Genomic DNA, 24,338 nt, shown 5'->3' with positions numbered 1-24,338 from the left:
AAACTGTGGAACGCAGTTTTGCTGATGCCAAACAACTACATGGGCACCGCTATGCCCGTCTGAGAGGCCTGACTAAAGTGAAAGAGCAATGCTTGATGGCAGCCACCGCCCAAAACATCAAGAAAATCGCCCTCATCTTAGCCCGTCTCAGGTTTTTATGGCGATATTTACCCACTGGAACGCCCACATATGCCTGAAAATGAAGCAGTGGAGCAACCTGCTTAAAGAAATGTCCAACAGAACAAAAAAACACAACCTTATAGAAAATAACAAACCCCGCCAAAATTGACGGGGTTTGTCAGAGATCTGAGGCGCTTTCTGTTAAAGAGAGCGCCTTTTTTCATGGGAAATTGATAACGATCAGGTTTGCCAGCCGCTTTGAAGCGCAATGCGCACCGCTTGAGCACGGTTGGCGGCTTCCATTTTGCGGTAGATGTTACGTAAATGGACTTTAACCGTAATTTCCTGCAGGCCGAGTTTGCGGGCAATCTCTTTGTTGGTGTTGCCTTCAATCAAGTGACCGAGGATTTCTTTTTCGCGATCGCTGAGGCGTGACAGGGGGCCATCTGTCGCGGTTTGTGCTATGGCACTGCGGCCGATTGGGCTGTCGTCATTGGATTCAGGTGAGTCCTGAAACGCAGCGGACGGGATATATTTTTCGCCAGACAGCACAAGACGCAAAGCGTTGACCATGGCGGAACCACTAATGGTTTTGGGGACGTAGCCCGCTGCACCGCGCTCCACAGCTTCCAAGACGTCATGGCGGTTAAAGTGACCAGACAGGATAACAACCGGTGTCTCTTTGTGGGCCTCACACATTTTAACAAGGCCGTCAAAAGCAACCATACCCGGCATTTTCAAATCCATGAGGATCAGATCCCATCGATCACCTTCTGCAGCAACCGCATAGGCTTCATCAAAAGAAGCCGCCTCGCTGATCTCAACATTTGGGTCCAGTTCTTCTAGAAAGGGGCGCAAACCTTCTCGAACAAGGTTGTGGTCATCTGCAATAAGAATTTTCATATGCTTGCTTTCCGCTTTGTACGATTTTGACGATCATATTGGAAACTCGGTTTAATCTCAATGTTAATTATACGAAGGGGTAAGATATCCTCTTATTTTGCAATCATTTTTCCGGCTTTTTCCACCTGTCGGACCAGGTTGGAGAGGCTGACCGGTTTCTTTAAAATCGCGAAGGCGGATTCTTGTAGGTTGTCTTGACCGACTTCTTCCATGCCGGTATGTCCGGTGACGACGATGATGGGCAAATCAGGTCGGCGTTCGTGCAAGTGCTTGATCAGGGTGTAGCCATCCATGCGCGGCATGCGGATATCTGTCACAACGATATCGCAAGGCTCGGCATCATAAAGTTCAAGGGCTTCTTCACCATCGCCTGCCATATTGACATCAAAGCCATTGCTGAACAGATATTCCATCATGGCTTCGGCGGCATAGACTTCATCATCAACCACCAGCACGCTTAACCCGTTGCTTTGGAAGTCGAGTTCGAGATCGTCTTCTTCATCCAGGTCGGCATCATCCGGTACGGGGGGCAGGCTGGCGTAGAAGGCGGCGGTCGTGTCTTCAATGCAAGGAAGGTTGATGTCAAAGCGCGCGCCTTTGTGAATGTTGCGCGCCTGAATGTTGCCGCCCATAGCCGCGATAATGCCGTAGCTGACGGACAAGCCAAGCCCGGTTCCTTTACCGACATCTTTGGTGGTGAAAAAGGGGTCGAACAGTTTCGCCATAGATTCTTCTGAAATGCCGCTGCCATTGTCGGTGACAGCGATATTGACCCGGTTATCAGCCTGATCGTAGGTCATGTTGAGGTCAATGCGGTTGACGGTTTTGGGGTCGTCTTCGTTTTTAGCACGGCGCTGATTGATGGCGTCGTGGGCGTTGGTGATCAGGTTTAAGATGACCTGTTCCAACTGGATCGGGCGCCCCTTGAGCATCTGATAATAGGCAGGGTAGCGCACATCAAGATGGATATCTTCCGCCAGATATTGGGCCTCAATCATATCGACGGCCTGACGGATCACAAGGGCGGGGTCGAAAACCTCCACGCTGCCTGTATCCTTGCGGCTGAAGACCCGCATATGGTCAATGATATCGGCCATGCGCGCACTTTGCATGCTGATCAGATCAAACTGTTTTTGGATTTGATCTTTGGGCATATCGCCACGTGCCATCTTCAACAGGCTGCCTTCTGCAGCAAAGCGCATGATGTTCAGCGGTTGGCTGAGTTCGTGGGTGATCCCAGCGGCCATTTCCCCAAGGGTTGCGAGCTTGGATGTTTGGGCCAGATGATCATTGACGCGATTTTGTTCGGTGACGTCACGGATAATCAGGAGGCGGGTTTCCAGACCGGCATAGGAAACCGGACGGGTGGTGATGTCCGCTTCAAAAATTTCGTCATCCAAGCGACGCAACTGAATGGAGCTGTAAATGTGTGTCGGGTCTTCATCTTGCAGGCGCGGTGATTTATCAAACAATAAATTGTCACCACAAACATAATTCGCAAATCGTTTCCCCAGAATTTCCGTTCGACTTTGGGAGGCGAATAATGTGTGGCCTTCCGGGTTGGCAAACACGATCCGGTCGTTAGCATCCAGAACAAGGATGGCATCCGGTGACATATCGACCAGACTACGGTAGCGACTTTCACTTTCGCGCAAGGCTTCTTCCGCAATAAGTCGGCTTTGTTCGCTGCGAAGACTGGAGACGCCGTAGCCGATATCGTTGGCAAGTTCTTCCAGCAAGGTGATCCGCTTTGGTGTGAGGCTGTCTTTTGCCGTCGCTGTGATACAGAGGAACCCCGCAATCTTTGTGTCGATGCGAATGAGGAAAACCGCGCCTGCTTTGATATTATTTTGGGTAAACTGGTCGGTCATTTCGGGGAAGGCTTGGCGTAAGATATTCTCGCTAAACACCATATGTTTTTGTTTGACGAAAACCTGCTTGAGTGTGCTGGACGGTTTGAACACAAGCGGAGAAATATCAAGCCCTTTGCAAATGGCGACTTCAAGATATTCCGGCAGGTTGCCGGGGATGTTGAAGAGGCTAACCCATGCGGAACTGAACATACTCATGCTGGCGATGATGCGGCAGATTTCCGAGAGAATGAAACTTTCGTTTCTGGCGTGGATCAGCGTGTTGCCTGAAAGCGTCAGGATTTCGGAGATTTTGTTACTCTCGATCAGTTCGTTCTCACGACTGCGAAGGGCCGTGACATCCGTGTAAATGCCGACAATGCCGCCTTCTGATGTCGGATGTTCATGGACTAAGAGATAGGTGCCGTCAGCCAGTTCCAGCTCGCGGATGCCGCCGGCACGATGGTTGCGGGTCAGGTCTTCAAGGGCACTGTCGTCAAAGTCTTCGGGGAAGGCGATAACCTTGTCTTTTTGGGCGAACTGTATGAGCTGTGTGTAGGTCGGATGTTTGTCGGTGTAGCGGCTCAGGGAGGGGAAAAGGTCAAGGGTGGCTTTGTTCCACATCATTAGCTTGTCATTGGAATCCCACATCACAAGCCCATTGGGCAGGGCGTTAAGAATTTCTTCAAAGCGGGTTTTGCTGGCGACATTTTCAGAGATGTCGGATCCGGTGCCGATATAGCCTAAAAAGGTGCCGCTGTTATCAAACAGGGGTTTGCCATTGATGGTGACGATCAGGGTCTTGCCTTTATAGGTGACAGAATATTTGTAGTCACGAAAGGCGCGACGATTGACCAGATCGTCATAATGTTTCGCTTGTTGGGGCGTTAGGCTTTCGGGGGCGTCAAAGTTATGACGGGTTGTGCCGATCATATATCCATTGGGGATCCCTGTCAGCGTGGTAAATCGTTCTGAGATGGACATGAAACGATGATCCGGCCCTGTTTGCCAGTACCAGTCAGAACTTGCATCTACAAGGTCCCGGAAGCGGCTTTCGCTTTCAAAAAGCGCTTCTTGTGTCCCTTGAAGGTTTTTATTTGCCAGATAAAAAGCGATGAGGTCGGCGATGGAGCCTGCAAACTGTCGGTCGCTGTCTGTCCAGTGGATGTTTTTTTGCGTGGTGGCGATATGCAGGGTGCCAAAAGTGTGACGTCCAATACCGACTTGGGCGACTAAAAGGGAAGATGGCTTTTTTTCTTGTGCGTATTCTTTCACCAGCTCCTGACTGCGTACATCATGTTCGGCGTTGGAAAAACCGATGGTTCTCTCCCCACGGAGGGTGCCAAAGAAAGCGGGATGTTTGTGGCGCTTTAAAATGCGGGTTTGTTTTCGACGCGGTTTTTTGGCGTTATATGAAAATTGCTCGACCAGTCGGGATTGTTGATCCTGATAAATCCACAGGCTTGTATAATTAACGTCCAGTGTTTTAGCGGTTTCCTTAAGCAGCCAATCGATGGCTTCCTGTTTGGACTTTTCTTCGGCGCTGTGGAGAAACTGATTAAATTCTTTTGAGATATGTTCAAAGGCGGCGAGATATTGACGCGATTGAGGACGATGTTCCTTCTCGAAATCTCGTAGCTTTTTTAATAATAAGGCCCCTAAACCCAATCCTGCGACAAAGCTGGTTAACAGAAGCCCCGGCCCGAATGAAAGATCGCCCGCTGCTTCGGTTGCACCTAGGGCGACTTTTGACGTCCCCAACAAGAGAGCCGTTGAAAAACTATAGGTCAGGAACCGTCCGGTCTGTTTCATTGCAGGTCATTCGTTTTGATTTCAAGTTGTTGCAGCCTACCTTACATTCTGAATTGTGAATAGTCAGGAAAACGTAATTTTCTACTGTAAAAAGCCCGCTTTCCTGTTTTGTAAATCGCTGGCTCAATAACTGTGTACATTTTATGACGAAAAGGTTACAAGGCCGGAACATTGATCTTTTTTCGGAGGCAATATGTCAGAGGGACAGCTACCTTCAGGCGGTATGAAGAAGCTCGATAAAGAGCTAAAGCATATCGGCAAGTTTGAAGAAGGTATTCAGGAGATCAGCCGAGGAAACCTTAAATTCGGCATCTGTATTCTCTTTCTGATCGTGGTCGGTTTTTTCTCCTACACGCACGTTGCGGAGCCGGGTAGTCAGGTCTTTATCGTTCTTGCGGGTTTGCTTGGCGCCTATATGGCGTTGAACATTGGCGCAAACGATGTCGCGAACAATATCGGTCCGGCTGTGGGGTCCAAAGCCCTGACCATGACGGGTGCGCTGATTATTGCCGCAATCTTTGAAGCTGCAGGCGCGATCATTGCCGGTGGCGATGTTGTTTCCACGGTACGTAAGGGGATTATTGATCCCAGTGGCATGGTCGACGGCCTGATGTTCATCCATGCGATGATGGCGGCCTTGTTTGCCGCTGCCCTTTGGGTGAACCTTGCAACCTTTATCGGTGCGCCGGTTTCGACGACACATTCAGTTGTAGGCGGGGTGATGGGCGCGGGTGTCGCGGCGATGGGACTGAGCGCTGTGAACTGGGCGACCATGGGGAAAATTGCCGCAAGTTGGGTGATCTCACCCGCGTTAGGTGGGGTGATTGCCGCCTTGTTCCTCGCGTTGATCAAGTTTCAGATTATGTTTAAGGAAGACAAGATCACGGCTGCCAAAAAATGGGTGCCGATCCTTGTCGGGATCATGGCAGGTGCCTTTGCCATGTATCTGACCATGAAGGGCTTGAGCAAGCTTTGGAAGCCCGGCGGGGAGGTCATTTTGTTGATCGGTGTTGGCTTCTTTGTCGGTACATGGGCGATTGTGCGTCCGGTTGTGGCAAAAGCGGCGGCACGGATTGAAAACCGTCGTCGTGCGGTGAGTGATCTGTTCACCATTCCGTTGATTTTCTCCGCTGCGTTGCTGTCCTTTGCCCATGGGGCGAATGATGTTGCCAATGCCGTTGGCCCCTTGGCGGCGGTTGTTAGTGTCGCAAGTGGTGGCGAAATGGGGGGCGATGCCGGTTTGCCAATGTGGATCCTGGTTGTTGGTGCCTTGGGTATCGCGGCGGGTCTGATGTTGTTTGGCCCGAAACTGGTGCGCACCGTTGGGGAGAAGATCACCAAGCTGGATCGCGCCCGGGCTTACTGTGTGGCTTTGTCCGCCGCGATTACGGTGATTATTGCTTCTACATTGGGCTTGCCGGTGAGTTCCACGCATATTGCGGTTGGGGGTGTCTTTGGTGTCGGGTTCTTCCGTGAGTTTTTGGCCAACAAAAGAAAACGTGAGCGTCTTGAAGAGATTTTGCCGGAGCCTAGCGCGCCCGGTGAACATAAAGGCCGTGCCGAAGCGCTGGAACGTCTCCATAAAAAGCAGGAAAAAGCGCGCCGTCGTAAACTTGTACGCCGTCAGCACCTGACAACAATCGTTGCGGCTTGGCTGATTACGGTGCCTTTGTCCGCTTTGATGGCAGCGATGCTGTATTATGTAATCTCGACTTTCTTATAAGTCAGTCAGGCTATATCTTTTAAAAAAGGCTTTGCTCCGTAAGGACAAGGCCTTTTTCTTTGGGAAAGGGGCATAGTTTTGTTGTTGTTATATTTGAAAGTTGCTATACCTTTTCCCCAAATGTCAGAACCCGCTTTATCCTTTTTAAAAAATGGCTTAGGCAGGTTTGTAAACGAGTTTAACAAATTGGGTAAGTCACTTGACTAGCGACAATGAACTAACGCCTCAGGGCATTGATATCTCTCCTGTTTCCATCGAAGAGGAAATGCGCAACAGCTATCTTGATTACGCGATGAGTGTAATCGTATCGCGTGCGCTGCCAGATGTGCGGGACGGTTTGAAACCGGTACACCGCCGTATCCTTTATGCTATGAAGGAAAGCGGGTACGATTATAACAAGCCTTATCGTAAATCCGCCCGTATCGTCGGGGATGTGATGGGTAAATACCACCCGCACGGGGATAGCGCGATTTATGATGCGATGGTCCGTATGGCGCAGGACTTCTCTATGCGCCTGCCGTTGATTGACGGTCAGGGGAACTTTGGTTCCATGGACGGTGATCCGCCCGCGGCGATGCGTTATACCGAAGCGCGTATGGATAAGGCTGCGTATAACCTGATCGTGGATATCGACAAGGAAACTGTCGATTTCAAGCCCAACTATGATGATACAACGGTCGAGCCTGCGGTGCTGCCCGCACAATACCCAAACCTGTTGGTGAACGGGGCAGGCGGTATCGCGGTTGGTATGGCGACGAACATTCCGCCCCATAACTTGGGGGAATTGATTGATGCCTGTTGTGCGCTGATTGACGAGCCGAACCTGACAATTGATGATTTGATCAATGATTACGTTTTTGGTCCGGACTTCCCGACAGGCGGGATTATTCTGGGGCAAACCGGTTTACGTTCTGCGTTCCATACGGGGCGTGGATCCGTGATTATGCGCGGGCGTACCTCCATTGAGGAAATTCGCAAAGACCGCATGGCGATCATCGTTACGGAAATTCCGTATCAGGTGAACAAAGCCCGTATGATCGAAAATATCGCGGCGTTGGTGCGTGATAAAAAAATCGAAGGCATTTCCGATCTGCGTGACGAGTCCGACCGTCAGGGTGTACGTGTTGTGGTCGAGATCAAAAAAGGTCACCACGCGGAAATCGTCCTGAACCAACTGTTCAAGTTCACCGCGCTGCAAACCAGCTTTGGTGTCAACATGCTGGCGCTGAACAAAGGCCGTCCGGAACTGTTGAACCTGAAACAGATTTTGCAAGCCTTTATCGAATTCCGTGAAGAAGTGATCACCCGTCGCACGATCTATGAACTGGGCAAAGCACGTGATAAAGCGCACGTCTTGGCTGGTCTGGCTGTTGCGGTTGTCAATATTGACGAAGTGATTGCCTTGATCCGTGCGGCTTCTGACCCCGCGATTGCCCGTGCGCAATTGATGGAGCGTGAGTGGCCCGCCGGTGACATTGAGCCGTTGATCGAGTTGCTGGACGAGCCTGATCGTCAGGTTGAGGATGGCAAATATAAATTGTCTGAAACACAAGCGCGTGCGATTCTTGATCTGCGTCTGCATAAGCTGACAGGTCTTGAGCGCGACAAGATCGCCAATGATCTGCGTGCGTTGGGGGCGGAGATTGAAGAATATCTCTCTATCCTGCGCTCACGCGAAAAACTGATGACTTTGATGCGCAACGAACTGGTGGATATGCGCACGCAATTCGCCACACCGCGTCGTTCTGAAATTCAGGAAGCTGAATTTGAACATGATATCGAAGACCTGATCCAACGCGAAGATATGGTCGTGACGGTGACCAGTTCCGGTTACATCAAACGTGTACCGCTGGATACCTATCGTGCGCAACGTCGCGGCGGTAAAGGTCGTTCGGGCATGAGCACCAAAGACGAAGATATCGTCGAGAACGTGTTTGTTGCCAATACGCATACACCGCTGCTGTTCTTCTCCTCTACGGGTATGGTCTATAAGATGAAAGTCTATCGCCTGCCGTTGGGGAACCCGCAGTCCAAAGGGAAGGCGATGGTGAACCTGTTGCCGCTGGATGAAGGCGAAACAATTTCGACGGTTATGGAATTGCCGGAAGACGAAAGCCAAGCAAAAGACATGCACGTCATGTTCTCCACCGCTTCTGGTGGGGCACGTCGTAACCTGCTGTCTGATTTCACCAACGTTAAAGCCAATGGTAAAATCGCCATGAAGCTGGACGAAGGCGATGCGATGGTGGCGGTTAAGACCTGTACGCCGGAAGATCATGTTTTCCTGACAACACGCAATGGTCAGTGTATCCGCTTTAAAGTCGAAGATGTTCGTGTCTTTGCCGGTCGTAACTCCACAGGGGTACGCGGGATCCGCTTGGCGGATGATGACCGTGTGATTTCCATGTCGATCCTGAACGGGGGCGAATGGACGTCTGAAGAACGTGATGCTTATTTGCGTTATTCCAAAGCAAAACGTGCCGAGACGGAGGAAGCCCCTGAATTGGGCATCCTGACGCAGGAACAGGCAGATGCGATGGAAGCTTGTGAAGAGTTTCTGCTGTCTGTGACAGAGCGCGGCTTCGGTAAGCGATCATCTTCCTTTGAATACCGCACCACAGGGCGCGGTGGTAAAGGGATCGCGAATATCGAGATGTCGGAACGTAATGGTAAAGTCGCAGCGTCCTTCCCGGTTGAACCGGAAGACGAGATCATCATGGTGACGGATAGCGGTCAGTTGATCCGTACCGGTGTTGATCAGGTGCGGATTGCCGGTCGTAAGACCCAAGGTGTGACCTTGTTCCGTGTGGCTGATGGGGAGCATGTGGTTTCTGTCAGTTGCTTTAGAGATATGAGTGACGATGAAGCTGCGAGCGAAGAAGGTGAAGACGGTGAAACGTTGATCACCAATGACGCGGAAATCCCAATGGAAGAAGCGCCTGCCGATTCTCAAACCGACGAGGTATCAGACGAAGAGGAGTAATCCCTTCGTCGCTTACCCTGATCTGCCCAACCTGATAGTTACCCGATAATTGATGGAGTACATGTGTTATGCCAAAGAATCGAATTGGTGTGTATCCCGGAACTTTCGACCCGGTCACAAATGGCCATTTGGATATCATCCGGCGTGCCGCGCGCTTGTGCGACCATCTAGTTTTGGCGGTCGCGGTTAATCAAGGGAAGGGACCTTTGTTTTCTCTTGAAGAACGGGTGGCAATGGTGGAATACGAATTGCCGGCAATTGAAGAGGCAACAGGGACAACCATTGTTGTCCGGCCTTTCAAGAATCTGTTGATGGATTTTGCCAAGGAACAAGGGGCAAAGACCATTTTCCGCGGCCTTCGGGCGGTATCTGATTTTGAATATGAATTCCAGATGGCGGGGATGAACTCCCGCCTGTCCCCTGATATTGAGACGGTCTTTATGATGGCGTCGGATAAATGTCAGTTTATCTCTTCACGCTTTGTGAAAGAGATTGGCAAGTTGGGCGGTGATATTAAGGATTTTGTGACACCGAACGTGCGCGAGAATCTTCTGGAGCGTTTTTCTAAGGAAAGCTAAGGCATAATTTACCCGTTATCTTTTTGATAACGGGTTTCTTTTTTTCAGCGTGCAGTAGGGGTCTATTGTGCGCTGATTATCGTTTTAAGGGAAAATATGGGGCGATAAGAGGTTGTTTTAAAAGGGTTTAAGAAAAATGATATTTTTTTGAATTTTCCTGTTGACCGGAGGGCTTCACCCCACTATGTTCCGCCTCACCAAACGGGACGGACACAGTCTGGACCACCTCGGATGAGGGCACTTAGCTCAGTTGGTAGAGCATTCGACTTTTAATCGAACGGTCAGAGGTTCGAATCCTCTAGTGCCTACCATTTTAAAAACCCTGCAAGTTTCTTGCAGGGTTTTTTATTTTTTAAATTTTCGTCATTTTGATGAATTATTCTTGTTGACGGACGGGTTTCATCCCACTATGTTCCGCCTCACCAAAACGGAACGGACATTGTCTGGACCACCTCAGATGAGGGCACTTAGCTCAGTTGGTAGAGCATTCGACTTTTAATCGAACGGTCAGAGGTTCGAATCCTCTAGTGCCTACCATTACAAAAAACCCTGCAAGGTTCTTGCAGGGTTTTTTCGTTTTCAGGCTTAGTGATCGGACTGTTCAATGAACTTTTCGTTCAGGCCCGTATCGTAGGCCACCCCGTCTGCGGTCAGGGTAACGCCATAGCCGCCATCATCGTCTGCGACCAGACCTTTGCGTCGCAGGGCCACCCAGACTGCCGGATTTGAAAAACCGCTGGCATCGCGGGACGACACGGTGAAGCCACCGATATGTACGTGGTTGCCATGGATGTGGGGCAGCTCAGCGATGGTTACATTGCCGGTTGCGTCGTCCTTTTGGGCCAAAGATGGCTCATTCGCGAGGACTTGGGTCAGGGCAAGCGTGCGCAATTGCAGTTTGTTGAGCTTGAGGGGATTCTTCTTCGGTGGCATCTGTTTTCTTTCGTTATAGATTTAAACCGAGAGTAGCTTACTCCATTTCGATTGGCTTTTTCCATGATGTAATCAATGGAAATCACGACTATCGACCTTGAAGGGGACAGCTTTATCCTGATTCTCTTCAGCCAGTTCGTGAATGGACTTGTTTTGTGGGGTCACTGACCACGAAATATTGCGCGGGTGCTGGCGCGTACGGCTTTGGATAAATGTATCCCGACTGAGTTCCTGCAACAGCCCGGACAGATCTAGCAGTTCTTCTGCAATGACGTGGATGACGCCCTCTTCACTTTGCACCTTGCCTTTGACCGCAACCAGCGTCGCGCTCATGAGTGTGCGGCGGTATTCTTCAAAGACTTTGGGCCAGACGATGATATTGGCGACATCGGTTTCATCTTCCAGGGTTAAAAAGACCACGCCGCTGGCGGTGCCGGGGCGTTGGCGCGCAATGATCAGTCCGGCAACGGTGGCTTTTTTATTATTCGCGACATTGACCAAGTCCTTGCTGGCGCGCCCGCCCGCTTGGCTCAGTCGGTCACGCAGCAGCAATAAGGGGTGTGCCTTTAAAGACAGGCGTAGGCTGGCGTAATCCTCAATGACTTCTTCCCCGATGGACATTTCGGGCAGGACGACGGTGGCTTCCGTACCATATTCGGCGGGTGTGCCGATATTATGCGTGCGATCAATGGCGTCAAACAGGGGCAGGGATGCGGCTTGTTTGCGCCCCTGTCCCAACCGCCGGATCGCCCAAAGTGCATCGCGCCGCGACAGCCCAAGTGAGGCAAAGGCATCGGCGTCGGCAAGTTTTTCCAGCGTGCTGGGGGCAAGGCGGGTTTGGCGGGCCAGTAAGGTGAGGTCGGAAAAGCCAAAATCCGGCCTTGCGTTGATCAGGGTCAGGGCGTCCAGTTCGCTCACGCCCTTGACCTGTCGAAAGCCCAGACGTAAGGCCTGCTTTTCGATTCTATTGTCCCAATGGCTGTAGTTGATATCGACGGGCAGGACTTTGACGTGGTGGGCACGGGCATCGCGGATCAATTGGGCCGGGGCATAAAACCCCATGGGCTGACTGTTCAGCAAAGCGCAGGCGAAAATATCCGGGTGATGACATTTTAGCCAAGCCGAGACATAGACCAGATTGGCAAAGCTCGCGGCGTGACTTTCTGGGAAGCCATAATCGGCAAACCCTTCAATTTGTTGAAAGCAGCGTTCGGCAAAGTCCAGCTCATAACCATTTTTAAGCATGCCGTTGATAAACTTTTCGCGATGTTGTTGCACCTGTCCGATCCGGCGAAAAGACGCCATATCCCGGCGCAGGCGATCGGCATCTTCGGGGGTAAAACCTGCCCCGACAATGGCGACCTGCATGGCCTGTTCCTGAAACAGCGGCACACCGTAGGTGCGTTCTAGGACTTTTTCCAGTTCTGGGGAGGGATAGTTGACCTTTTCTTTACCCATGCGGCGGCGCAGATAGGGATGCACCATATCGCCCTGAATGGGGCCGGGGCGCACGATGGCGACTTCGACGACCAGATCATAAAACTTAGCAGGCTTCAGGCGCGGCAGCATGGATAGCTGGGCGCGCGATTCCACCTGAAAGACCCCGATGGCATCGGCCTTTTGTAACATCTGATAGACCGCGGGGTCTTCTTTAGGCAGGCTATCCAGATCTAGGTCGATGTTTTTATGGTCGCGCAACAGGTCAAAGGATTTACGGATGCATGACAGCATGCCAAGGGCCAGCACATCCACTTTTAGAATGCCCAAGGCCTCGATATCCTCTTTGTTCCATTCAATGGTTGTGCGGCCTTCCATCGCGGCATTGGCGATGGGCGACAGTTCGTACAGCGGGCCTTTGGTGATGACAAAACCCCCAACATGCTGGGACAGGTGACGGGGAAAGCCGATCAGCTCGGCACTCAGCTCCATGACCGCGCGAATGCGTTTATCTTCCGGGTTTAATCCGGCCTCACGGACCTGATCATCATCAATGCCCGACGTGCCCCAGCCCCAGATGGTTTTGCTCAGGCGGGTCAGAATATCATCGTTCAGGCCAAAGACTTTTCCCACTTCGCGAATAGCACTGCGTGATCGATAGGTGATGACGGTGGCGGTCAGTCCCGCACGCTCACGTCCATAGCGTTGATAGATATACTGGATGACTTCTTCGCGGCGTTCATGTTCAAAGTCCACGTCGATGTCGGGTGGTTCATCGCGCGCGGCGCTGACGAAACGTTCAAACAATAAATCAATCCGATCCGGCGCAACCTCGGTGATGAATAGACAATAGCAAACTGATGAGTTTGCCGCCGACCCCCGGCCCTGACACAGAATATTTTGCGAGCGCGCAAAAGACACAATGTCATGCACGGTCAGGAAATATGGCGCGAAGTTTAAGCGCCCGATGAGCTCGAGTTCGTGGTTCAGGTTGTTTGTAATTTTATCGGGCAGGCCGTTAGGGTAACGTTTGTGTGCACCTTCCCATGTCAGGCGGGTGAGGCGTTCTTGGGCGGTTTCATCGTCCGTACTGCCTTCATCGGGATATTCATAGCGCAATTGATCGAAGGTGAAGTGACAGGCGTTGGCAATCTCGACAGTGGCCGCCAACCAATGAGGATGATCGGGAAAAAGGGCCGCCATTTCTGTTGGGCCTTTTAAGGTGCGTTCCGCGTTGGGGAACAGGCGATAGCCCGCGCTTTCCAGTCGGCAATGTTCGCGGATGCAGACCAGCACATCCTGCAAGGCTTTGCGGTTGCGGGTATGCATATGGACGTCATTGGTGACAACGATGGGCAGGCCCATGTCGCGCTCAATCTCTTCTGTGAAAGTCAGGCGGTCTTGGTCAAACCCATCGAAGTGACGGGTGATGGATAGCCATAGTTTGCCGTTAAAACGATCCTGTAGGCGCTGTAAGTCGTTTTTGTAAGTTGGGCTAGGGCACGTGGGTTGCAGGGCGATAAACAACGTTCCTTCGGCAAATTCCGCAAGGTCATCCAGATAAAGTTCGCAGTCGCCTTTGGCAGCACGTCGCTTGCCGATGGTTAAAAGGTGACAGAGCCGCCCATAGGCTGCGCGATCTGTTGGGTAGCACAAAAGCGATGGCGCATCTTTAAGGTCAAGATGCAGGCCGGGAATAAAGCGCACGCCGTGTTCTTTTGCCGCCACATGGGCGCGCACGGTGCCGGCAAAGCTGTTGCGGTCACATAAAGCAAGGGCGTTTAGGCCTTTGGCGTGCGCCGCCCAGACCAGCTCGTCCGGGTGGGAGGCACCGTGTAGAAAGCTAAAGTTACTGACGCATTGAAGTTCCACATAGTCTGTCATGGCGACTATCCAAACCAGCCATGAACAAACCAGCGGGTCTCGCGCGCTTGGGAGGTGACGCGGCAAAGCCAGAGGTGACGGCCCTCCTGATCTTCTGCCCTGAAATAATCGCGCATGCCCAGTTGCGCATCCCACAGGTCATGGGACAGTTTGCGCCACCATTCCCGCGTGATCCGTTCCGGCCCTGTCAGTTGGCGAAAGGACAGGGACATGCGCCGCCATTTCGCGTGCATAGGCATATTGGCTGCGTCGATTGCAAGGATGCTCAGCGGTTCCGGTAGGGAGAGCAGGCGAATGGGGCGTTTCGGCAGGTTATAGTCAGGTTTCTCCGAGCGTGCCGTGGGGCTGGGGCTTTTGTGGAGCGCACGTTCAGGGAGGTGGCTGTGATGGTGGGCCGGATAGCTGACACAGTCTGCCCCAAGACGGTGGCGCAAACGGTCTATCAGCGCATGTTGTGCGGTTTTGTCCGGGCCTTGGTTTGTGGCGTCATTTAAATCCGTTTGTCGGTTGTCCTGCCATTGGGTTTGCAGAGCGCGCAGATGCACCCGTTCAATACCAAAGCCGGGATCAACGCCGGGCAGATAATCTTGCAGCAACCGCATGAGGTGCGCGGTCTCATAAGTCGCGGCGCTGGTGGCGATCTGGAAGAAAGACAGGCGACCATCCACCCGTGTAAACTGCGCGCCGAGACGACGCAGGCCGATATTTTCTTTTTTCAGGCGCAGGCAGAGACGGGCGAGCAAACGTTCGACGGTTTGGGTCACATTTTCCTGACTGCCCAGCGGTTCTGCAAAAAAGGCGATTTCCTCATAAAGCCGTGGGGCGTGCTGATAGGTGAGTTGAAAGGGCAGGGTTCCGGTTAGTTGATCGAGGCGTTTGATGAGGTCATAGCCAAAGCGCACGGTCATATTCGCCCGTGGGATATCGCGTATATCGGCAAGGGTGCGCAATCCTAATCGGTTGAGCCGCTGGATCAGTTCAAGGGGGAGATCAAGGGCTTGTAGCGGGAAGGATTGGGTTTCCTGATAAGTTTGATAGGCATTGAGCCGCCCGGTCCCTTTGTGAAAACGCGCGGCGGCCCAGGCGGCAAGGGCGCTGTCTGCCATGCCTAAGCGCACTGTGCAGTTGCAGGGCGCGTAAACCTCGGCTACCCGCTTCATCATGTTTTCTTCGCCGCCAAACAGGTGGGCGGCCCCGGTAATCTCCAGCCACAAGCCGCCTTCGCCGCTTTCTGAATGGGGGCCGTCCATGGCGACCCATGGTGTGAACAGGTCGGCGGTTTTTGCCATATCTTGTAAAAAGGCATGGTCCTGATCGGGGGCAATGGGTTGGGTTTGCAGCGCAGGACAAATGGCGCGTGCATCGGTCAGGCGCATTTTCGGCTGAAGCTTTTCTTTTAAGGCAGCCGCGTTCAGCCCCGCCAGTAACACACCGCGATGGTCACTGGTGACGGTGGCAAAAGGTACCTCGGTTTGCCCTTCAAGGGCGGCTTCATGTTGGGCATAGCGATCAGTGACGAGATGCGGGAGCCAGAGATAAAGAAAGCGCTGTGTCATGGTATTTTACATTCCAGCATCCGGGGCGCACCCCGTGACCGCCTAAAAGTTCGAGTTTCCAATGGTGATTTGGGGCACCTGCGATACGCCAGCGGGTGCGGGCGGCGGTTTTTTGTTGTAGCCCAAGGGAATTTTGACAAAGCGCAAGGCCAAGGCTGTGACCTTTCTCACACGCCAGTTGCAGCCGCCTTGAGGAGAGCAGATCAAGGTGCGGGACCTCTGCAATGACTGCGCAAGCTTGACCGGAGGCGAGGCATTCTTCAAAGCACCAAAGCGCATCTCGGTCGCGTTTGGGGGTGATGATATGGAGCCTGTCTTGCACCCACGCTGGCAAGCTGAGGGTATAAAGTCGCCCGCTATCAGCCGTATGGGAAGAACTGATCCAGAATATAATCCTATTGTCCGTGCTAAAAAAAAGCCGGGTTAAAAAACTAACGTAAAAATCCCTGCCGCCACAGCCCGTTTGCCCATAAAGTTCATGCAGAGAAGTGCTGAAACCCGCTTTAGCCGACAGGTGGCGTTCAATTTCAGCAATCCCCAAAGAGAAGGGGACGGCGCTTCCTGAAGGGGCAGGAGACCAGCCTTGAACTGTTTTTTGTAGAAGGTTGCGTGCGTGCTCTAAACGATTTGACATAATATTCACCATTTGTTCCATTATAATTCTACAAGAGGGGGGAAGAGTCAAGCTGTAATCTTGGCGCATTTCAGACTTAAAGAAAATGCCGAGGTGTGACGGTCCTCACTGCACATATATGTACAGAAGGTAAAGATGGACGCAGATAGAAAGGAAAAGATTAATGCTTGATCTCGTACTCGCACTTGCCATTGTTCCCGTCGGGGCATTGCTAATCGTATGGCTATCACGCCCCGTTTAAAGCGGAAAAGGACTGGCTTGAACCCGAAAAATATGCCACATAACAAGCAGATGATGTTTGTACGGATATATTTGCGACCATGGGTGATGACAGCCACTTAAAAAGAATCGAGGACCTTGAGGATGAGGTTCAACGTTTAAAGGCGGAACTCAATAAATCACACCTTTCTGAACAGCGTTTTCTGGATGCGCTGAAACTGAGCCCCATGGCCCTATGTCATCACGATCGGGATTTGCGATATACGTGGCTTTATAACGGCCACATGGGTTTTGTACAGGACGAGGTGATCGGCAAGACCGATTGGGATATTCTGGGGCAGGACCTGGCGGACCGCATGGGGGTTATCAAGCGCCGTGTTTTGGAGACCGGCGTCGGGGAACGGGTGGAAATGCCCACGGTTTCCGGTGATGAAACTTCCGAATATTTTGATCTTGTTGTGGAGCCTTTGCGTGCCGAGGGGACGGGGGAAGTTGTTGGCTTGTCTTGTAGTGGCATTGATGTCACCGAAGATCGCCGCCGCCGCGAAGCCTATAAAGCCAGTGAAGAGAATTTAAAGTTTATCTTCAACGCCTCGCTTATGCCGATTGTGGTCACCCATCAGGAAACGGGGCAGCCCTTGTTTTATAACAAAGCGGCTGAGGACTTGTTTGATCTGGGGGCTGTTGCGGATATCAATTTTTTCCAGAAGCTTGCGTTGAATGACCTGCTGACAAAAGGGCTGGATCATGATCACCCGCTGCAAGATCATATGTTTGAATATTGCCGTGGAGAGGGGACGAAACTGTACCTGACCATTTCGGCTACCTGTATTTTTTATGATGGGGAAGCGGCGGTTTTATCCACCTTCCATGATTTGACCCGTGAAGCTGTGTATCAGCAACAATTGGAAAAAGCGAAAGAACAGGCCGAGTTGGCAAATCAGGCCAAAAGCCAGTTTCTGGCCTCAGCCAGCCATGATTTGCGCCAGCCCTTGCATGCCATGGGGTTGTTGCTGAGCGTTCTGTCCGATTATGTGGAGGGGGAGCAAGGTCACAAGGTGCTGGATCATATCACCACCTCCCTAGAATCCATGAACGAGCTATTTGCCGGTATTCTGGATATTTCAAAGCTGGATGCCAATGCGGTGCAGCTGAACATCAGACCTGTTTCCGTCCAGAAAATTTTTAGCAAGCTGAAAACGGATTTTGTCCCGCATGCAAAAGATCAGGGATTGGGGATCACCTTTGTGGATACCACCCTATTTGTCAAAAGTGATCCTTTGCAGATTGAACGGATTTTACGCAACCTGATTTCAAATGCGTTGCGCTATACGTTGGAGGGGCGGATTCTGGTCGGGTGTCGCCGACGAGGGGAAAATGTGGAATTTTGCGTTCTGGATACCGGGGTCGGTATCGCAGAAGAAGATATCCCGTTTATCTTTCAGGAATTCAGGCAACTCGATAACCCCGAACGTGATCGCCGCAAAGGGATGGGGTTGGGCCTTGCAATCTGCGAACGGCTTGCCAACCTGTTACATACCACGGTGCAGGTACAGTCTGAAAAAGGCCGCGGCAGTTATTTCTCCTTTGTGCAGCCTTTGCGTGATGCGGAGATCGCCCCAAAGGTTGTTGAAACGGTGCGGGAGCTAAAAAGCCTGCAAGGGTGCCATATTCTGTTTGTGGAAGATGTACTGGATGTGCAAACGGCGACGGAATATTTATTGGAAAGCTGGGGCTGTACCCCGATAATTGTCCCGACCTTGCAAGCTGCACAAGCAAGTCTGCGCCAAAGCCGGATCATACCGGATGCAATTATTGCGGATTATCGCCTGCGCGATGGCGAAAACGGGGCTGATGTGGTCCAGTCTTTGCGCGAAGAGTTTGGTCGGGATATTCCGGCGGCGATCGTGTCGGGTAATGCTTCGCCGGAGTTGCTGGCCTCCATGCGGGCCAAAGGGCTGGATCTTTTGAGAAAGCCGATCATGAGCATGTCGCTTTATCGCAAGATCCAGTTGTTAATCAGTCCATAATCGACGTGTTGGGATTATCCACGTAGATGGTCCGGCTTGGGAAGGCAAAGGCGCTGCCTTCTTCTTCCACAATCTTTTTAAAGGCGATGATATGGTCGCTTTGGATTTGGCGCCATTCTTCCCAGTTTGTGGTGATGGTGAAGTAATACAGGTTGATGTTGATGCTGCTGGCCCCAAAATCGGACAAATGCACCATTTGCGGCACACGTTCGGGACGTTCCACATTGGGATCGTTGGAGAGAAAGTCACGAAAACGCGCGATGATCCGTTCCAGCTGATCGGCAGTGGTGCGGTATTCCACACCAATGGTCATTTTGATACGGCGGTTGGTCATACGCGACCAGTTGGTGATCGAACTATCTGCCATTTTCGCGTTGGGGACATTGACCAGTGCTTTGGCAAAGGTGCGCACCTTTGTGGCACGTAGACCGATCAGCTCGACCGTGCCTTCCACTTCCGGGGTTTGAATCCAGTCGCCTTTATGGAAGGTTTTATCGGTAAAGATCATCAGGGTGCCAAACAGGTTGGCAACAGTGTCTTTGGCGGCCAAGGCAATGGCCATACCGGCAAGACCGATACCACCCAGGAAGGCGGAAACATTGATGTCCCATTGCTCCAATATCGCAACTCCGCCAATCACGATGATGATTACCTCGACTGTGCGCATGGAAAAATGCTGCAAGTCTTCGTTGACTTTGCGCCCAAAGCGGTTGCCCACGGTAAAGAGCGCGCGTGTTAACGGCGCGATCATGCAGAAAAACAGCCAGAACAGAGTATAGGTATAAAGGGAGGCGATAAGCGGGTCGGTGAAATTGGTCCAATTGTTTGGAAGTTCCAACGCATTGATGGAGAGCGATAGACCTATGACGACAATCAGGAAGTTGACCGGCTTTTCGGAGACCTCGACAATCTCGTCATCAATGGTGTTTTCTGTGCGTTTGGCGACGCGGCGTAGAATGCTCATTACAATTTTGGTGAAAACTGTACGCAGAACAAGAAAAACGAGCAGAATGGTGAAGGCGCCCATCTCATTACCGTATGGCATTTCGGAGATATTGGCTGCGGTATCATCCATATGGGTGTTCAGGCTTGAAAACCATTGGGAAATCTGAGGAAAAAGTTCTTCGTCATTATTCATGTCTGAGCTATCCGCTTCGTGTTTTGTTTCATATACGGTGATGACCTTTCAGTTTACGCCTGTCAAGAATTATGAAAGAGTACAATTTACGGGCAGTGGGGTTGACAACCTATAGTCGGGCGGGTGATATCAACCTAAAGGTAAACCACAATAAGAGTTTAACTCATGGCAAAAGATCTGAAAGTTCTCTTGGTTGAAGATAATGAAGACGATGCGGAACTCCTGTATCTTGAGTTGCGCCGTGGGGGGCTCAATGTCGATATGACGCGGGTTGAAACCGCCGAGGACTTTTTGGCGCGGTTGGATAACGAGAAATGGGATCTTGTGTTGTCCGATTATAATCTGCCGAATTTTAATGCACCGGCGGCGTTGGAAATTGTCAATCACCACGAAACGGATTTGCCTTTTATTATCCTGTCAGGGGCGGTGGCCGCAAAGGATGTTGTCACTCTGTTAAAAGCCGGAGCCCATGATTTTCTGGAAAAAAATGATCTGGCGCGCCTTGTCCCTGCGATTGAACGGGAGTTGCGCGAAGTCAAAATGCGCAGTGAGCGTAAACGCGCGGAAAGTACGCTGAAAAAACTGTTTCGCGCGGTTCAGCAAAGTCCGGTCAGTGTCATGATTACGGACAGCAAGGGCCGTGTGGAATATGTGAACCCGACCTATGAGCGTGTCACCGGCTATACCCGCAATGAAGTGTTGGGGAACTTGCCGGATGTGATGGCGGGCGATTTTGTGTCCTTGGATCAAAACGCGCAAGTGTGGGATGCGGTCAATAACGGCAAGGAATGGCGCGGCGAATTCTGTAACAATCGCAAAAACGGCGAAGTCTTCTGGGAATATGTCACTGTTGCCCCGATCCGGGATGAAGCGGGCGCCTTGACCAACCTTTTGATCTCCAAAGAAGACATTACATACCGTAAGGAAGCGGAAGAACAGCTTTATAGACAGGCAAATTTTGATGACCTGACAGGACTGGCGAACCGTGATTTGACATTGGATCGTCTGGGCCAAGCGCTGGAACGCTCGGAGATGGCTGCGCTGATCGTCGTGGATATCGATAACTTTAAAAAAGTAAATGACTCCCTTGGGCATGCGGTTGGCGATCAAGTGCTGCGCATGGCAGTGGAACGGATCAAGGGGTGCCTGGGACCGGGGCAAACCATCGGGCGGGTGAGTGGTGACGAATTTGCCATCGTTATTCCCGAGATGGGCGCTGTTAGTGAGGCGGAAAGCCTGATCAGTCGTATTCTAGAGGCTTTTTCCAGGTCGCTTTCGATCGCAGATCACGACATTTTCACGACCATCAGTGCGGGTGTGGCGATTTATCCTGAAGATGGTGTTAATCAGTCGCTGCTTTTTAGAAATTCTGAAGCGGCCTTGAGTAAAGCCAAGGAAGAGGGGCGAAACGGGTTTAACTTCTTTACCTCTCATATGAATGACCGTGCCGAAGAACGTTTGCAGATGGAAAGCGGTTTACGAAAAGCGTTGGAGAATAAAGAACTCTGTTTGTACTTCCAGCCTATTGTGGATGGGCAAACCTCGTCGGTGATTGGTGCCGAAGCGTTGTTGCGTTGGGAACATCCCGTACAGGGAATGATTTTCCCAGATCAGTTTATCCCGCTGGCTGAAGAAACCGGATTGATTGTCCCGATCGGGCGCTGGGTTATTGAAGAAGCGTGTCGGTGTTTACGGGACTTCCATGATCTGGAGTTCGAGAACTTTTACGTGACGATCAATGTTTCACCGCAACAAGTTTGGTCGGGAACTTTGGTTGCTGATATTGAAAAAGCATTGAAAGAAAACCTGATTGACCCCAAGTATTTGGTTGTTGAGATGACCGAAAGCGTTTGCCTGCATGATACCGATGACACGTTGGCTTGTTTAAACGGGCTGGATGCATTGGGTGTTAAACTGGCGGTGGATGATTTTGGGACCGGATATTCCTCGTTAAGCTATCTAAAGAGGTATCCGTTCCAGACCTTGAAGATTGATCGGACCTTTGTGCGTGATATCCCGGAAGATAAGGACGACATGGCCTTGGCAAATGCGATGATCGCAATGGCGCATAGTCTTAGTATGCGCGTTGTTGCAGAAGGTGTGGAAACGCTCGATCAGTTGGAATTTTTACGCAATGGAAAATGTGACTTGTTGCAGGGGTATTATTTCAGCCGTCCTGTTTCAAAGGCTGAATTTATCACGTTCAAGATGACGGTTTCCTAGGTGGGTGCTTTATTATGTTGTAGTTGATCTCCAACCTAGGGTATACGGTGCTTGCATGTAGAATGATCAGGTGTAAGAAACAACGATGCCCAAGTACCAAATCGAAAATATCAAGTTGGTGATAGCGGACGCAAACCGTCAGTTGAGATCCAGCTTGAAAGGGGTTTTGGGGCAGCACGGATACCGCGGAATGGTTGACGCGGGTGACATCGAAACACTGGAAGAGGTTATTCGTTACAGCAACCCGGATGTGTTGCTTTGTGATATTAATCTGGATGGCGATGTCTGTGACTTGGTAAAACGCGTGCGTCACAACCAATTGGGGCCGAACCCTTTTTTGGGTGTTATCCTGTTCATTGAAGAACCGAACGAGGAAATTGTCCGTAAAGCGTCAGAGGCGGGCTTGGATGATTTGCAGATAAAGCCTGTTGTTGCCGGTAAGGTGATTAACCGTGTTGAATATCTGATTGAAAAGCGCAAGCCTTTCGTTGTAACAACCGATTATATCGGTCCGGATCGCCGCAAAGCTGCTCGACCGGGCACGCAGCAAATCCCTTCCGTTCAAGTCCCCAATACAATTGCAGAAAAAGCCAAGGGCAACTTCAATCCGCAAAAATTTCAGCGTGAGATCAAGAAGGCGCTGTGGGATATCAACGCGCAGAAGATTGAACGGCATGTCTTTCAGGTCGGCTATCTGGTGGATCGTATTGTACCTGCCTATGAAAACAGCGAGATCAATAAGCAAAGTATGGAGATGGTCGTTCGTTTGTTGAAAGTCAGCCGTGACATTATCGACCGATTGGAAGAAAGCGATTTTAAACATATTTCCGATCTGGCTGGCACCTTAGAGACTGTGACCAAATCATTGTGGAACAGCGGCACGGCACCTAAGCATAAAGACTTGGAATTGTTGCCAGAGTTATCTGCTGCGCTATCAGCAACTTTCAAGACAAATTCAAACACTTCCAATGTGGCGCATAAAATCAGATCGTCGGTTCAGGAAAAATATAAGAATTAAATTAGAAGTTACGTGTGATTGCGTATCTGTAGCGCTCTAGTATATAAAAAATACAAAATAGACGTCGAAAATGTTGGAAGATGCTCTGAAAAAGGGTATGTTGTTAAATAAGATAAAAATAAACACTGTTCAATGTATGAGGAAAAGACATGGAGTACAGTATTCGCGGCGACGAAACCACAAAGGAATTGTACCTTCAGGGGCGCTTGACGTTCTCTGACAACGTTGTGTTTCGTAAGATTGTTGATGATCTGAAAGAATATAGTGGGTCAAAATGTGTCTTTGATCTGAGCGGTCTGGAATTTATCGATTCTGCTGGTCTGGGTATGCTGATGCTTCTGAGAGATGCGACAGTGGGGCGTCCTTTCACAATTTCTATTCGCAAAGCTGACGGTCAAGTCCGTCGCATGTTGGAAATTGCAAAGTTTGATGCTTTGATCCCATTCGAAGATTAATCGGGTCTCAAAGTTGAGTAAGAAAGGGGCGGTGTTCGCCCCTTTTTTTATGCCTGTCTAAAACGTGCCTGTATAAATTCGGCGGCGGCAGTTGCCCCTTCCGCATCAATTGAATGGGGAAGATATGGCCGGCGCATAACTTCTACGGAGACGCCAGCATTGGATAAGCCTTCCTCTGCAAGATCAACGGCATGAACAGGCAGCATTTCATCGCCCTCCCCATGGATCAGCAAGACGGGGCAGGCGGAGGTGAGATCGTCAGGTAATTTGCTTTTGCCGACCAATGCACCAGAAAATCCGACAATACCGGCGAAAGGCTCCGTCTGGCGGAGGCCGACATGCAGCGCCATCATGGTGCCTTGAGAAAAGCCGAGCAGACAGACCTTATCGGCAGGTAGGTTATAGTGCCTGCGTAAGTCTTCAATATAGCTTTGGATCAAGGGGGCAACGTCTTTTGCTGCCTCATACATACCTTCAAAGGCCGTTTCTTGTGTTTCAGCGCGTCGGCGCATCATGTCCGGGTCGGTGTGCTGCAGGCTAAACCACTGCCGCCCAAGTGGCGATAGTTCACAGGGCTGTGGGCCATCGGGTGAATGAAAGGCCGTCTTAGGCAGGTGTTGCTTGAAGAAAGGAGCCAGCCCGATGAGGTCTTGCCCATCCGCCCCAAACCCGTGGAGCATAACAACCAGACTTTCGATGGCTTGATTTTCAGGGAGGGCACTGGGACCGCTGAGCATTTTCATGAGATTTCCTTCATTGCAAATGAGGCAGACTTTGTACGGTAAATAGGGGAAATCTTCAAACACAATAAAAATATGTATAAACAATGAATTTAACATAAT

At 51.0% G+C, this 24,338-nt stretch carries 16 protein-coding genes and 2 tRNA genes; 10 read left to right on the top strand and 8 right to left on the bottom strand.

Annotated features, from left to right (window positions below):
* The coding region (locus tag Q397_RS24735; RefSeq protein ID WP_028879819.1) for a transposase at positions 1-197 on the top strand (197 nt) is incomplete at its 5' end.
* A 163-nt stretch (positions 198-360) separates the two neighbouring features.
* On the opposite strand, the gene Q397_RS0113200 is transcribed toward Q397_RS24735, so the two are convergent.
* Together Q397_RS0113200 and Q397_RS24240 are read right to left on the bottom strand one after the other, a co-directional pair.
* Positions 361-1,023 (bottom strand): LuxR C-terminal-related transcriptional regulator, encoded by a 663-nt coding sequence (locus Q397_RS0113200; RefSeq protein WP_028879818.1) that lies wholly within the window; start codon positions 1,021-1,023, stop codon positions 361-363.
* 92 nt (positions 1,024-1,115) lie between these two features.
* Positions 1,116-4,685: a PAS domain S-box protein gene (locus tag Q397_RS24240; protein ID WP_051610008.1), complete on the bottom strand. Its 3,570-nt coding sequence runs from the start codon at positions 4,683-4,685 to the stop codon at positions 1,116-1,118.
* Between the two features lie 223 nt (positions 4,686-4,908).
* Here Q397_RS24240 and Q397_RS0113190 point away from each other — a divergent pair, with 223 nt between their 5' ends.
* The 5 genes from Q397_RS0113190 to Q397_RS0113170 all read left to right on the top strand — a co-directional run bounded on the left by Q397_RS0113190 (position 4,909) and on the right by Q397_RS0113170 (position 10,506).
* On the top strand, positions 4,909-6,408 hold the full coding sequence (locus tag Q397_RS0113190) for an inorganic phosphate transporter (RefSeq protein ID WP_038013916.1): 1,500 nt from the start codon (positions 4,909-4,911) through the stop codon (positions 6,406-6,408).
* Between the two features lie 199 nt (positions 6,409-6,607).
* A complete protein-coding gene (gene gyrA / locus Q397_RS22500; protein ID WP_051610007.1) occupies positions 6,608-9,391 on the top strand; it encodes a DNA gyrase subunit A in 2,784 nt (927 codons plus the stop codon).
* A 68-nt stretch (positions 9,392-9,459) separates the two neighbouring features.
* The gene (gene coaD, locus Q397_RS0113180) at positions 9,460-9,969 is read left to right on the top strand and encodes a pantetheine-phosphate adenylyltransferase (protein WP_028879816.1); all 510 of its coding nucleotides are present in this window, start codon (positions 9,460-9,462) and stop codon (positions 9,967-9,969) included.
* 235 nt (positions 9,970-10,204) lie between these two features.
* Positions 10,205-10,280 (top strand) — tRNA-Lys (locus Q397_RS0113175).
* A gap of 150 nt (positions 10,281-10,430) precedes the next feature.
* Positions 10,431-10,506, top strand: a tRNA-Lys gene (locus Q397_RS0113170).
* 48 nt (positions 10,507-10,554) lie between these two features.
* On the opposite strand, the gene Q397_RS0113165 is transcribed toward Q397_RS0113170, so the two are convergent.
* The 4 genes from Q397_RS0113165 to Q397_RS25005 form a co-directional block, all read right to left on the bottom strand.
* Positions 10,555-10,902, bottom strand: a complete 348-nt coding sequence (locus Q397_RS0113165) for a hypothetical protein (protein ID WP_028879815.1) — start codon at positions 10,900-10,902, stop codon at positions 10,555-10,557.
* A gap of 72 nt (positions 10,903-10,974) precedes the next feature.
* A complete protein-coding gene (locus Q397_RS0113160) occupies positions 10,975-14,223 on the bottom strand; it encodes an error-prone DNA polymerase (RefSeq protein WP_038013914.1) in 3,249 nt (1,082 codons plus the stop codon).
* 5 nt (positions 14,224-14,228) lie between these two features.
* On the bottom strand, positions 14,229-15,779 hold the full coding sequence (locus Q397_RS0113155; RefSeq protein WP_051610006.1) for a Y-family DNA polymerase: 1,551 nt from the start codon (positions 15,777-15,779) through the stop codon (positions 14,229-14,231).
* The gene (locus tag Q397_RS25005; RefSeq protein WP_156950719.1) at positions 15,733-16,413 is read right to left on the bottom strand and encodes an ImuA family protein; all 681 of its coding nucleotides are present in this window, start codon (positions 16,411-16,413) and stop codon (positions 15,733-15,735) included. The genes Q397_RS0113155 and Q397_RS25005 overlap by 47 nt, the downstream gene beginning before the upstream one ends.
* A 320-nt stretch (positions 16,414-16,733) precedes the next feature.
* Here Q397_RS25005 and Q397_RS24235 point away from each other — a divergent pair, with 320 nt between their 5' ends.
* Complete coding sequence (locus tag Q397_RS24235) at positions 16,734-18,662, top strand: PAS domain-containing hybrid sensor histidine kinase/response regulator (RefSeq protein WP_051610005.1); 1,929 nt, start codon at positions 16,734-16,736, stop codon at positions 18,660-18,662.
* On the opposite strand, the gene Q397_RS22490 is transcribed toward Q397_RS24235, so the two are convergent.
* A complete protein-coding gene (locus Q397_RS22490; protein WP_051610004.1) occupies positions 18,652-19,800 on the bottom strand; it encodes a mechanosensitive ion channel family protein in 1,149 nt (382 codons plus the stop codon). The genes Q397_RS24235 and Q397_RS22490 overlap by 11 nt on opposite strands.
* Positions 19,801-19,965: 165 nt before the next feature.
* Here Q397_RS22490 and Q397_RS0113135 point away from each other — a divergent pair, with 165 nt between their 5' ends.
* The 3 genes from Q397_RS0113135 (at position 19,966) to Q397_RS0113125 (ending at position 23,496) form a co-directional block, all read left to right on the top strand.
* Positions 19,966-22,023 (top strand): putative bifunctional diguanylate cyclase/phosphodiesterase, encoded by a 2,058-nt coding sequence (locus Q397_RS0113135; RefSeq protein WP_028879811.1) that lies wholly within the window; start codon positions 19,966-19,968, stop codon positions 22,021-22,023.
* Positions 22,024-22,108: 85 nt separating this feature from the next.
* Complete coding sequence (locus Q397_RS0113130; RefSeq protein ID WP_028879810.1) at positions 22,109-23,041, top strand: response regulator; 933 nt, start codon at positions 22,109-22,111, stop codon at positions 23,039-23,041.
* 149 nt (positions 23,042-23,190) lie between these two features.
* On the top strand, positions 23,191-23,496 hold the full coding sequence (locus tag Q397_RS0113125; RefSeq protein WP_028879809.1) for an STAS domain-containing protein: 306 nt from the start codon (positions 23,191-23,193) through the stop codon (positions 23,494-23,496).
* A 47-nt stretch (positions 23,497-23,543) separates the two neighbouring features.
* On the opposite strand, the gene Q397_RS22485 is transcribed toward Q397_RS0113125, so the two are convergent.
* Positions 23,544-24,239, bottom strand: a complete 696-nt coding sequence (locus tag Q397_RS22485; protein ID WP_038013913.1) for an alpha/beta hydrolase — start codon at positions 24,237-24,239, stop codon at positions 23,544-23,546.
* Positions 24,240-24,338: the final 99 nt, after the last annotated feature.

The organism is Terasakiella pusilla DSM 6293 (assembly GCF_000688235.1).
Classification (GTDB): Bacteria; Pseudomonadota; Alphaproteobacteria; order Rhodospirillales; family Terasakiellaceae; genus Terasakiella; species Terasakiella pusilla.
The sequence above is the reverse complement of the archived record's forward strand: the minus strand, read 5'-3'. Positions and strand labels throughout refer to the sequence as shown.